Annotated in this window: 11 protein-coding genes; 9 read left to right on the forward strand and 2 right to left on the reverse strand. The window is 40.5% G+C overall.

The features are described from left to right. Positions 1-150: 150 nt before the first annotated feature. Positions 151-1,431, reverse strand: coding sequence for a hypothetical protein (locus ACWIUE_RS10285; protein ID WP_454136666.1), 1,281 nt, complete (start codon positions 1,429-1,431; stop codon positions 151-153). After that, on the reverse strand, positions 1,428-1,985 hold the full coding sequence (dcd, locus tag ACWIUE_RS10290; RefSeq protein ID WP_454136667.1) for a dCTP deaminase: 558 nt from the start codon (positions 1,983-1,985) through the stop codon (positions 1,428-1,430). Before dcd ends, ACWIUE_RS10285 begins: the two co-directional genes overlap by 4 nt. A gap of 61 nt (positions 1,986-2,046) precedes the next feature. Between dcd and accB the strand changes: the two genes are divergently transcribed. From accB to ACWIUE_RS10335, 9 genes are all read left to right on the forward strand, one after another. Then, positions 2,047-2,535, forward strand: a complete 489-nt coding sequence (gene accB / locus ACWIUE_RS10295) for an acetyl-CoA carboxylase biotin carboxyl carrier protein (protein ID WP_454136669.1) — start codon at positions 2,047-2,049, stop codon at positions 2,533-2,535. Positions 2,536-2,549: 14 nt separating this feature from the next. After that, complete coding sequence (locus ACWIUE_RS10300; protein ID WP_454136670.1) at positions 2,550-3,893, forward strand: acetyl-CoA carboxylase biotin carboxylase subunit; 1,344 nt, start codon at positions 2,550-2,552, stop codon at positions 3,891-3,893. Between the two features lie 34 nt (positions 3,894-3,927). Then, positions 3,928-4,521, forward strand: a complete 594-nt coding sequence (locus ACWIUE_RS10305) for a hypothetical protein (protein WP_454136671.1) — start codon at positions 3,928-3,930, stop codon at positions 4,519-4,521. A gap of 12 nt (positions 4,522-4,533) precedes the next feature. After that, positions 4,534-4,686, forward strand: coding sequence for a hypothetical protein (locus ACWIUE_RS10310; RefSeq protein ID WP_454136672.1), 153 nt, complete (start codon positions 4,534-4,536; stop codon positions 4,684-4,686). A gap of 9 nt (positions 4,687-4,695) precedes the next feature. After that, positions 4,696-5,847: a DegT/DnrJ/EryC1/StrS family aminotransferase gene (locus ACWIUE_RS10315; RefSeq protein ID WP_454136673.1), complete on the forward strand. Its 1,152-nt coding sequence runs from the start codon at positions 4,696-4,698 to the stop codon at positions 5,845-5,847. Positions 5,848-5,909: 62 nt separating this feature from the next. After that, complete coding sequence (locus tag ACWIUE_RS10320; RefSeq protein ID WP_454136674.1) at positions 5,910-11,285, forward strand: alpha-2-macroglobulin family protein; 5,376 nt, start codon at positions 5,910-5,912, stop codon at positions 11,283-11,285. Positions 11,286-11,942: 657 nt separating this feature from the next. Then, the gene (locus ACWIUE_RS10325; protein WP_454136675.1) at positions 11,943-12,287 is read left to right on the forward strand and encodes a hypothetical protein; all 345 of its coding nucleotides are present in this window, start codon (positions 11,943-11,945) and stop codon (positions 12,285-12,287) included. A 21-nt stretch (positions 12,288-12,308) separates the two neighbouring features. After that, positions 12,309-12,494 (forward strand): hypothetical protein, encoded by a 186-nt coding sequence (locus ACWIUE_RS10330; protein WP_454136676.1) that lies wholly within the window; start codon positions 12,309-12,311, stop codon positions 12,492-12,494. Between the two features lie 129 nt (positions 12,495-12,623). Next, the gene (locus ACWIUE_RS10335; RefSeq protein ID WP_454136677.1) at positions 12,624-12,932 is read left to right on the forward strand and encodes a hypothetical protein; all 309 of its coding nucleotides are present in this window, start codon (positions 12,624-12,626) and stop codon (positions 12,930-12,932) included. Positions 12,933-12,949: the final 17 nt, after the last annotated feature.

Consider the following 12,949-nt stretch of genomic DNA (forward strand, 5'->3'; position numbering starts at 1 on the left):
GATGAAACCATAGTCAAATCCGCTTAATGCGTAGTTTCCTGCCTGTGCGAAATTGTTGTGATTGATGAAGGGCGTAAAGATGAAATGATAATTTTTTGCAGAATCTGCGGGATTTTTTGTGGATTGCCACGATTCTGCTGACGCAGAATCTCACAATGACGGGAGATTTAACCCACCCCCTAAATCCCCCTCCGCAAGGGAGGGGGAGAGTTTGGATTTACGCGAGATTCTGCGATTTTTTGCGGTAGATTCTGCGTTTTTGTAGAAAAATGTTTCGTTTTGTTTTGGATTTGCGTATTCGTTTGCGTTTGTGGATTGCCACGAAAATTCGCTTCGCTCATTTTCTCGCAATGACGGAAAGTTTATGGATTGCTTCGTTGCACTCGCTTCGCTTCGTGCGCCTCGCAATGACGGAGAAAATGCGTTAGATTCTGCACTTTGCAATGACGAAACTTTTTTGATTCTGCGAATCGTGCGTTTTTGTGGGGTTTGTGAATTTTGCGGAGTTTGCGCTAGATTCTGCGATTTGGCAAATTTTCGTGGGAAAATCATCGCGCTAGTCATCATCGAAAAATTATTCATCGTGCGAATGTTTGATTTGTAGAGTGTGCCGATTGTGCTGTATTGCGGGGTGATTTCTGCCTTGAATCCATTTGCGCCACTTTTGGTTAGCGTGTAAATATCGTTGTAAGTCGATAGGCGGGAGAAATCTACGCCCAAAGCACTATAAGTGCCGTTACTTGTATTTGTGGCAACTTTGCTAATGTCATATTCCTTGCCTAACTCAAAATTCGCGCCAAAGTCAAGAAAAATCTTTGATTTGCCATCTTTGAAGCGGACATCAGCGGCACTATCGATGACTAAATGCGAAGCACCTGTCGTGCTACTATTAAATCGCGTGGCACTTTCATCAATTTTTAGTGTGTAGGCTTGGATTTGCACTCTACCCTGAAGATTTTTATTTGTCGGATTGGCATTAGCATAAACAAAACCAATGATGCCATAATTATTTATCGTAATAAAATTTTTTTTATCATCATTTTGTATCCCGCCCATAGTTCCGTAATTTGTGAGCGTCCCAACGCTACCACCTTCGGCAATCCAAAACATTCTATCCATTGTGCCATAATTTATAAAATGTGAAACATATCCACGAATCGCAATAGATTGATTGCCTGAAGTAACTTTTATAACCCCATAATTTGTAAATGTGCCGATTTGCGCTTGGATTTCGATACCGCTACTACTTCCCACGCTAAAATCGCTATTGTTTGTAATATTGCTGTAAGGTTTGGTTATTTGGCAATTAGCGCAACCGCTTTGAATGATAGTATTTAGCTCCGTTGCATTTAAAAATACAAATCCCCCCCCCATATCAAATATAACAACATAGCAACTCTTCGCATTTCGCCCCCTCCCCAAATCTCTCACAAAATCCGTGGCAAAGTAATGCCCGTTTGCTTTTGGTATTTGCCATTTTTGTCTTTGTAGCTAATAGCGCATTCATCATCGCCACTAATGAAAAGCACCTGCGCTATGCCCTCATTTGAGTAGATTTTGGCTGGGAGTGGCGTTGTGTTGCTGATTTCGATAGTGATATGCCCCTCAAACTCTGGCTCAAAGGGCGTTACATTTACGATTATCCCGCACCTTGCATAAGTGCTTTTGCCTAGACAAATCGCAAGCACATCGCGCGGAATCTTAAAGTATTCAATCGTCCGCGCTAACGCAAAAGAGTTCGGTGGCACGATACAAATATCGCCCTTATGCTCGACTACATTGCACGAATCAAAGTTTTTTGGGTCTACTATCGTAGAATTTACATTTGTAAAGATTTTATACTCGTTAGCCACGCGAATATCATATCCATAGCTACTCACACCATAGGAAATCACGCCTTTTCGCAAACTTGTCGCCTCAAAAGGCGTTATCATTTCGCACTCTATTGACATTTTTTCAATCCATTTGTCAGATTTTAATCCCATTTTAATAACCTTTTAAAAAATTTGTGTTATTATACAAAATTTTTTAATGAAAGGGGATTTTATGAATATTACAGAAATTAAGAAACTCTTAGAGATGTTTGATGCCTCAAACTCGGTAAAATTAAAGATTACAAATGAAAATTTCGAGATTTCGCTAGAAAAAACGGCGGCAAAGATTGGCAAAATTGCCCCGATTCAGCCACCGCAAATCGCAGAATCTGTTTTAGATTCTGCGCCAAAAGCGACTAAATCACCAAAAATCGCAGAATCTACCGCAGAATCTAATATAGATTCTACAAACTCCGCAAACACCGAAACGATAAATTCGCCGATGGTAGGGACTTTTTACCGCGCTCCATCGCCTGACTCTGCGCCTTATGTGAATGTCGGCGACAAAGTTAAAAAAGGGCAGACAATCGCAATCATCGAAGCGATGAAGATTATGAATGAAATCGAAGCGGAATTTGACTGCAAAATCGTAGAAATTGTGCCAAATGACGCGCAAAGCGTGGAGTTTGACGCGGTTTTGTTTGTAGTCGAAAAAATATAAAAACGGGCAAAACTATGAAAGAAATTAAGCGAATCTTAATTGCAAATCGTGGTGAAATCGCACTGCGCGCGATTCGGACGATTCAAGATATGGGCAAAGAAGCGGTTGTGATTTACTCAGTGGCGGATAAAGATGTGCATTATTTAGAGCTCGCAGATGTCAAAGTCTGCATAGGCGGGGCAAAATCAAGTGAAAGCTACCTAAATATCCCTGCGATTATGACGGTTGTGGAGCTTTTTAAAATTGATGCGATTTTCCCCGGATATGGCTTTTTAAGCGAAAATCAAAATTTCGTAGAGATTTGCGAAAATCACGGCATTACCTTTATCGGTCCTAGCCAAGCGGTGATGGCACTAATGAGCGACAAAAGCAAGGCAAAAGATGTGATGAGAGAGGCGGGAATCCCCGTCATTGAGGGTAGTAACGGCGCGATAAAAGACTACAAAGACGCACAAAAAATCGCCAAAAAAATCGGCTATCCCGTCATAATCAAAGCTGCCGCAGGTGGTGGCGGACGCGGAATGCGGATAGTTGAGAGCGAAGAGGCGTTGAAAAATGCCATTTTAGCTGCCGAATCTGAAGCAGTGAGCGCGTTTGGCGATGGTTCGATTTATATGGAAAAATTTATCAAAAATCCAAAGCATATCGAAGTGCAAGTCCTAGCGGACAAAAAGGGCAATGTGATTCATATCGGGGAACGCGATTGCTCTGCGCAACGGCGTCAGCAAAAACTCATCGAAGAATCCCCCGCAGTGGTTTTGAGCGAAGAGGTGCGTGAAAATCTGCTAAAAACCGCTGTCCAAGCCGCCAAATATATCAAATACGAGGGCGCGGGGACTTTTGAATTTTTGCTAGATAGCAACAGAGCAGATTTTTATTTTATGGAGATGAATACGCGTTTGCAAGTCGAACACACCGTTAGCGAAATGGTAAGCAATTTGGATTTAATCGAGCTAATGATAAATGTCGCAGAGGGCAAATCGCTCCCCAAACAAAGCGATATTAAGTTAAAAGGACATTCGATTGAGTGCCGAATCACAGCCGAAGACCCAGAGAAATTCTACCCAAGCCCCGGCAAAATCACCGAGTGGATTGCGCCCGGTGGTGGTAATGTGAGGTTAGATACTCACGCATACAACGGCTATACCGTGCCTATGTTTTATGATTCGATGATTGGCAAACTAATCGTTTGGGCAGAGAGCCGCGACAAAGCCATAGCACGAATGAAACGCGCATTGCGTGAATTTAAAATCGGTGGCATAAAAACGACAATCCCATTTCACATAAAAATGATGGACAATGAAGACTTCAAAAAGTCGCTAATCCACACGAAATATTTGGAACAAAAAATGCTTTGATTCGCCTTAAATATCACATTTAAGGCGGTGGCTTATGAAAATAGAGCGCGATGGCGTTGCTTCTCAATCGCAATTAAAGCGCAATAATTTGGATTCGTTAGAGAAAATTTTGCGCGATTCGCAAAGCAAAAAGACAAAGCAAACCACGCAAGAGTGGCAAATCACAAACAATAACTACTCTGCAATCCCCCACAAAGAGCTAAATAATAACATTGGCATTTTGCAAATCGCCCAAAGAGCGTTGCAAAATATCCTAAACAATAGCAATATCACGCTAGATGGCGTGTTTAGAGAGATAAACAACGCGCAGTTTTTGGGGAGTAGCGTTTTTGAACCATCGATGATTTTGCGCGATGACGGGGGCGAACTGCTATTTGATGCTAATCGCATTTTAAGCATTATGCCAAGCGATGAGCGCGATTTGTATATTTTTAAAAAGGCGTTGAAAAATGAAGTGGATTTTATCGCCCACTCACTCCAAAACCTGCAAAGCGCGAATATGACGCAAGATTCGGCGCGTTATGGTGCGGATAATGTGAGCGACTATCTCACAAGCAACGCAATGCTTTTTTCAAAAGCGCACAACACAGCGGGGCTAATTTCTAGGATTGATGCGTTGCTTTTGTGAAGCGAATCTAGCGTGATTTTTGGTAAAAATTTTCCATTCTTGGCGATAAATACCCCGCCCCAAACCCCTCCCGCAAGGGGAGGGGCTTTTTCTACTTCCCCCTCCCTTGCGGAGGGGGCTAGGGGGTGGGTAAAATCACTAAATTCTAGCAAATTAAAAGAGTGAATCTAAAAAATGCTCCCATACAGCACACAACTTATCGATGATGATGACATAAATGCCGTAGTTAGCGCATTAAAAGGCGAATTTATCACACAGGGCGCAAAAGTCGATGAGTTTGAGCGCAAAATCGCCGACTTTGTAGGTGCAAAATATGCTGTATGCTTCAACTCCGCCACCTCCGCGCTAAATGTGGCATATAAGATTGTAAAATGTGCTTTGGCTAACGCAATTAAGGGCGATTCACAAGTAGAATTTCTAACCACTCCGCTGACATTCTGCGCTACGGCAAATATGATGGTGGAAAATGGCATTGTGCCGAAGTTTTGCGCTATCAATGAGATGGGCAATATTGATGAAAATAACTTGCAAATTTCGCCAAATGTTAAAGCAATAGTTAGCGTGGATTATGCAGGAAATAGCGTAGAAGTAGAGAAAATCGCTAAAATTTGCGCAGAAAATAATTTGTATTTTATCAGCGATAGTTCGCACTCATTTGGTGGCGCATATAATGGGTGCAAAATCGGCGCGTTTGCGGATATGACGATTTTTAGTTTTCACGCGGTAAAGCCTATTACCACCATTGAAGGGGGCGCAATTAGCACAAATAACGAGCTTTTTTATAAATGGGCGAAACTTCTGCGCTCACATTGCATTACAAAAACGGAGCTTTGGGAAAGTGAGATTGTGGATTTTAGCGCAGAATCTAGTGTGCTAGATTCTGCGATTATCGGACACAATTTTCGCCTAAGCGACATTGCTGCGTCTCTTGGCATCTCACAGCTTAAAAAATTGCCACAATTTTTAGCCAAACGCCACCAAATCGCAAAAATCTACGATGACGCATTTAAGGGCGAATCCAAACTCCGCACATTGCAAATCCCAGCGCACATTTACTCAACCTATCATTTGTATCCTATTTTGCTAGATTCGGCACTTGTGCCACACAAAAAAGCCATATTTCGCGCACTTTTGGACGCAGGATTAGGCGTTCAAGTGCATTACAAGCCCATTTATCGCTTCGCACCTTACCAAAACCACGCACCTATCAAATCCGCCGATGATTTTTACAATGCCGAAATCTCAATCCCCTGCCACCAAAAAATGAGCGCAAATGACGCAGATTTTGTTATCAGCGCGATTCGCAAGATTTTTTCACAATTTTAAGTAAGATTTGCGCATAAATTTATTATAATTTTGCCTTTATTTTTAATTTTTAGGGGAAAAATATGAGATTTTTTAGTGTGATTGCAGGGATTTTTGGTGCGATTTTGGCTGGGATTTTTTTCAATGCCTGTGGCGATAATGGCGCGATTTCACAGGCAACGAATGGCATTATTCAAACCCACATAAAACCACAAATTATTTTCAAACAAAAAGTTAGCGACAATATCAACGCTGTGATTGAATCAAAAGGCGAGATTCGCATAAATGGCGCGAAATATTTTGGCAAATATATTTTTGATAGCGAAAATTCGCTGACTTTGCTTACCGATTCGCCCCTAAATGCGAATCAAAACTACAAAATCAACTTTGATTTTGATGCCATAAACAAAGCGCAAGGCACAAGCATAAACGCAAAAAATTTCACTATGGAGTTTAGCACCGAATCGCTTCATTCGCAACTTGAAGGCGCGAATTTTATAAAAGATTCGGCAGATTTATCAAAGATGAAATTAGAAGCGCGCCTTCATCTCTCACAATCGCTCCCGCAAGATAGCATTGCAAGCGCCATAAAACTCGCTGATTCAGCGCACAAAAATATCCCACTTCACATTACTAGCATTAGCGACAGAGAGATTGCAATCGCCTCCGATTCGCTCCCCTTGCCAAAGAGCGATGAATCCTTTGCGCTTACCATTGACAAAGATTTGGGGCTAGAAAAAAGTGAAAAATTTATGATTTTAGCGTCAAATGCGGATTTTTTAAAAGTAATCGACATTAAGCCTATAATGGGCGATAAAAACAGCATTGAGATTCGCTTCTCTGCTCCGCTTATGCCAAATTTGAATATTGAAAATTTCATTCGCGTTAGCCCAAATGTCGATTTTCGCGCTTCGCAGTCAAATGATACGATTGTTTTAAGTGGCAATTTTTCGCAAAGCGACTATGAAATCGAAATTTTAAAAGGCATAAAATCCCGCGATGGATTCACGCTAAAAGAAAATACCAAACACACAATCACGCTAGGCGACAAAGAGCCAAAGATTGTTTTTTCAAATAATGGCGTGTTTTTGCCTGATTTGGCTAAAAAGCAAGTCGCCTTTAAAAGCATAAATGTCAAAAAGGCGCGAATCGTAGTGCAAAAAATCTACGCAAACAATATCGCGTATTACCTTGATGACAACAATTTGATGAAAAATCAAACAAATGATTTTTACATTTATCGCATTGATAAAATCGGCGGTGTGATTTTTGAAAAAGAGATTACCATAAATGCGCCCAAAAATGAGTGGATTCAAAGCGCGGTGGATTTGAGTAAATTGAAAGATTTAAGCGGGATTTTTGTGATAAGTTTGCATTTTGACAAAGATGGCGTGAATTATAATTTTCCTAGCAGTGTTGAATCGTGGCGCGTGGATAATTATTTTTATGACAATGGTAGCATTTATAAACAGCTCATTTTTTCAAATATTGCGCTACTAGCGCAAAAATTTGGCGATGAAGTCATAGTCTCCGCACTTGATATAAAAAGCAACGAGCCACTGCCAAATGTGGAGATTTCAGGCATTAGCAAAAACAATCAAACCATCTCCAAAGCAAACACCGACATTGCAGGGAATGCGAAGTTAAAATTTAGCAAAAACATAAGCGCGAATTTAAGCAATAATATCGCCTATATTTATGGCAAAAAAGTCGGCAAAAGCGATGATTTCGCGCTTATAAAATTAAGCGCACAAGAGATTAGCGATGATGGATTTGACACTGATGGCGTTAGCGCAGAAAATGGCATAAAGGCGTTTATTTACACAGATAGGGGCGTCTATCGTCCGGGCGATTCGGCAAATCTCACTATAATCGCACGAAATAAAGACAAAGCAATCAATCACCCCATAAAATTAAGCATTACAAATCCGCGTGGCAAGGTGATTGTAAATAAAGCGACTATCGAATCTAGTGGCGATGGCGTATTTTATTATGAGTTTAAGAGCCAAAAAAGCGCATTTACGGGCATTTATAACTTGCAAGTTGATATTGGAGACAATCTTTTCACACATAAAATCGCCGTTGAATCTGTCGTCCCAAATCGCATAAAATTAGACTTAAAAGCGCAAGATTCGCTTGATTTATCAAAAGAGCAAATTCTAAAATTTTCATTTCAAAGCGACTATCTTTTTGGCGCACCTGCAAGTGGTTTGGATTGGACTTTGAGTGCGTCATTTGATGAATTTAAATTTGAAAGCAAAAAATACAAAGATTGGAGTTTTGAGCGCATAGGCAAGGACAGATATTATAACAATATGTATTTGGGGGGCAAATTAAATGAAAGCGGATTTGCCGATGGGGAGTTTGATTTTGCTAGTTTTGATTTTACCAAAAATTTGACTATGAGCATTACTGCGCGAGTGCTTGAAAACAACGGACGCGCCGTGATTCAGCGCAAACGCATTTTGCTTAAAAATTTTGATAGTTTTGTAGGCATCAAAAATCCCACAAATCGCTATGTCCGAAGTGGCGATAGCGTGAATCTAAATGTCGTTTTGCTTGACGAAAAAGAAAACTTCATCAAAAATCGCAAATTAGAATATGTCGTATATCAAAATAATTATTCGTGGTGGTGGGATTACAGCAATAAAAATGACTTTATTCGCGCAATTAAGGGCGATAAAAACACGCGAATCATCGCGCAAGGCGACTTCAAAAGCAAAGATAAGATTAGCAATATTAAGTTTGACATAAAAGATAGGGGCGAAATTTTGGTAGAAGTGGTGGATACCACAAACAATCAAAGCGCGTCAATCTCGCTTTATGCGTCATCGTGGGGCGAACCGCTTGACATTGAAAAAATTACGCAACTAAAAATCAAAACCGACAAAAACAAATACAAGCACGGCGAATCCGCAAAAGTTACCTTTGAATCTGTAAAGGGCGCAAAGGCACTTATCACAATTAGCAGCGACAAAGAGATTTTGAAGCGATATTGGATTACTACGAATGATTTGCAGACAAATTTTAGTGTGCCAATCGATGATAAAAACGCGCCAAATCTCTATGCGAGTGTGTTTTTGCTCCAAGATTATGGGAGCGCGGATAATGATAGGGCGTTGCGCCTTTATGGTGTTGTCCCGCTAAATATCACAAAAGAGAGCGCGAAAATCGCCCTAAATATTAAGACAAAAGATGAGATTTTGCCAAATTCAAAGCTAAATATTGAGATAAGCAATGAGCAAAATAAGCAGGTTACTTACACTTTGGCAATCGTAGATGAGGGATTGTTAAATCTCACAAATTTCAAAACCCCATCGCCATATAATTATTTCTACGCCAAAACAAAATACAATATTCGCAATTTTGATACTTTTGATTATATCATAGGCAAAATTGAAGGCGCGGTGCGAAATGCCTACTCAATCGGGGGCGATGAAGAGTTAGGCGCAGCAGGAAAGGGACGCAATGATGAAAATGCCGAGCGATTCAAACCCGTAGTGCATTTTATAAAACCCACCAAAAGCGATAAAAATGGCAATGCAAAGATTAGCGTTGATGTGCCATCATACATTGGCGCGTTGCGCGTAATGCTTGTGGCTGTGGATAATAATAGCTATGGAAGCGCGCAAAAAGAAGTCCGCGTGAGTGCGCCTGTGGTAATGCTCCCTACGATACCGCGCTCACTTAAAATCGGCGATAATTTTCAAATGCCTATTGAAGTTATGCAAATCAAAGATAATGTAGATTCTGCGAATTTGGCGATAAAAAGCGATGGCATTGTAGAGTTTGATAAGAGCTTACAAGAAGTGCGATTTAAGGATGGCAAAAAATCCCAAACAATCTTTTTTAATGGGCGCGTGAAAGAAAAATTAGGCGTTGAAAATATCGCAATTCAGCTAAATAGCGATAATTTTATAATGAGAGATTCGACACAAATTGACATAAAAGCCCCAAATCCTTACACGCAAATTAGCAAAAATTGGGTGCTAAAAGGTGGCGAATCCGCACTCATCGAAGCCCCAAAAGCCTTTGTCGAAAATTCAAACTCTGGCAAAATCACGCTCTCATCAAAGCCACTTTTAAGCATAGACCACCGCTTAAAATGGCTCATTCGCTATCCTTATGGTTGCATTGAGCAGACGACTTCAAGCGTTTTTCCGCAACTTTTTATCACAAAATTGGCAAGTGAAAATTTCGCACAAAAACAGCAAATTGTGGATAATATCAACGCAGGGATTGCGCGAATCCAAAGCTTTCAAACAAATGATGGCGGATTTTCGTATTGGCAGGGTGGCAATCAAAGCGATGAGTGGGGCAGTAGCTATGCGACACATTTTTTGATTATGGCAAAAATGAATGGCTATAAAGTTAGCGATTCGGTGCTAAAAAAGGCGATAAATTATTTGAAAAATCACATAGATTCGCGTGATATTTATCCGCTGTATTTGCTTAGTTTGAGCGACAATCATCAGCTTGGCGCGATGAATGAGATTTATGAAAATCATTTGCGAAATCTATCAATTACGAATCGTTGGCTTTTGGCGGCAAGCTATGCGATGGCTGGATTTGATGATATCGCGCTAAAAATTAGCAATGGTTTAAGTTTAACGCCAAATGAATCGCAGGATTATTATTCGCGCTCTTATGGCTCAAATCTCCGCAACAAAGCCATAATTTTACAAGCGCACAAAATCGTTACAGGCAATATTGACGCGGATTTGTATGATGAAATCAAAAGCGAATTAGAGGGCAATGAGTGGCTCTCCACGCAGACTTCTGCTTATGCGCTGCTAGTTTTGGCAAGTATCAAAGATGAAGCGCAAAAGGGCGATATGGGCGAAATTAAGGGCGAAATTACGCTAAATAACAAAACGCAAAAATTTGAGCTGGCAAAAGATAGAGTAGAATTTGCCCTAAATAGCGGGAGCGCGAAAGTCAAATCGCCAAACGCGCTTTTTGTAAATTACAGCTGGGAGGGCATTACGGCAGATTCAAGCAATGATAATATCGCTAAAAAAATGCAGTTAGCGCGTGAATTTGTGGTGTTTGATGAGAGCGGAAATGAGCGCGTGATTGACGCAAGAGAGATTCAAAGTGGCGATACATTTTACATAAAAATTTTGCTAGTGCCACACGGCAGAAATCGCATTGATATGGACAATATCGCGCTGTCTCAAAATCTCCCTAGTGGCTGGGAAATCGAAAACACACGCCTAAACAATGACGCCTTGCCACAAGCGGTGGTAAGCGCGAATAATGGCATTAGCTACACGGATATTCGCGATGATAAGATAATGTGGTTTTTTGATGTGGGCGAATCGCAAATGGTTTATGTGAAAATAAATGCCGTAACGCCCGGCGTTTATACGCTCCCTGCGGCTTATGCGGAGGCGATGTATGATGGGAGTTATAAAGCTAGCACGGATAGTTTTAAGGTGCGCGTAGTGGCGAAATAAATGCGCACAATTTGTGTCTTTGGTATGCGATTTGTGCCGTCATTGCGAGACTTGCTTGCAAGCCCTGCAAATGAGCGGTAGCGAATTTTCGTGGCAATCTAAAAAAATTTGTCATTACTAGCGCGAGTGAAACGAGCGAAGAATCTCCAAAAAACTCTCCCCCTCCCTTGCGGAGGGGGATTAAGGGGGTGGGTAAAATCTCAAAAAATAATCCACCTTTGCTAGATTTTGAGATTCGCAGAATCTAGTGTGCCATTTTAGTCGTTGCGAGATTTTGCAAAGCAAAATCGTGGCAATCTAATTTGTAGATTCTGCGATTTTTGTGATAGATTCTGCGATTCGCAGAATTTATCACATTATTTTATCATTCTCGCACGAAGCAAAAAATCTTAAAAATTTCAAATACTTTTAAGAATTTTTTAATGTGTTTCAAACTAAAATGCGGATTTTATTTTTAAATTTTCACGCAAAAAGGCACATTTTGAAACGCAATGATTTTATAAACCACATAAATCTTACAGAAAACTCTCTTGGGGGGGGGGATTTACCCCTTATCTAACTGATTTTTTATCTTTTTTATCTCACAAATTTCACGCATTAAATCTTAAAAACTTATTTCGTTTTGTCTGTGCTAGATTCTGCGATTCGCAGAATCTAGTGCAGAATCTAGCAACGATGATAATTTTTACCCACCCCCTAACCCCCTCCGCAAGGGAGGGGGAATTTTTGGATTCAAACTCCGCAAGGTATATGAAAATAGTGAAAACTCCATTCACAACGACAATAAAAACTTTGGATTGCCACGATTTTGCTTCGCAAAATCTCGCAATGACGAGACGGGGAGCGATTCATTTCGCAATGACGGGACGGGATGCGATTTGTTTCGCAATGACGGAGATTCTGCGCCACATACCACTACAACAAAGGACTTCAAATGATTACATAAATTATGATGAACGCAGAATCTGCGTGTGGATTTTCAGTCGGCGGTTAGGCAAGTAAAATTTTAAGGAGGACAAAATAATGCGTTGCATATATTGTAACAAATTAAGAAGTGAGTTGGAGGCGCAGGATATGCGTATTTGTGCAGATAGCCCTGATGAGCATCATCACTACGCGACAAAGGGTTATAATGCTGGGTATGCGTTTGCGGATGTGTGCTTGGATAAGTTGGCGGAGATATTTCGCTATTTGTTTAAGCGAAAATAAAATTTTAAGGAGTTAGAAATGAAGTTTATAACAATGATAAAAAGTTTGTTTTGGGGTATTGCTACCACAATTTTTGTAATGTTTATTGCTGTTGTTGTGTTACATATCTTTAGAGTGGGTGAAACTGCAATGATAGTTATTATGGGCATAATTGCAATATTACTATTGCCATTGGCAATTTGGGTTGCATATAATGACTATAAAAAGAAAAGCACTTGTCCGCGCTGTAAAATGGCATTTGTGTTTTATGAAAAAGAAGTGGGCTCTGAGACGCTAAGTGAGGATTATATCACTCAAGATGTCAAAGATAGCAATGGCGTATATAGGCGCAAATCTTACAAAGTAGGCAAAGAGCGGGTTTATTATGAAACAAAATGCAAGGAATGCGGACATACTACAAAGCGAAATGCTGTCGGTAATTTTAAAAGGGAAGTTTAGCTTGTGGCAAGGGCATT

The organism is Helicobacter sp. 23-1045 (assembly GCF_053654655.1).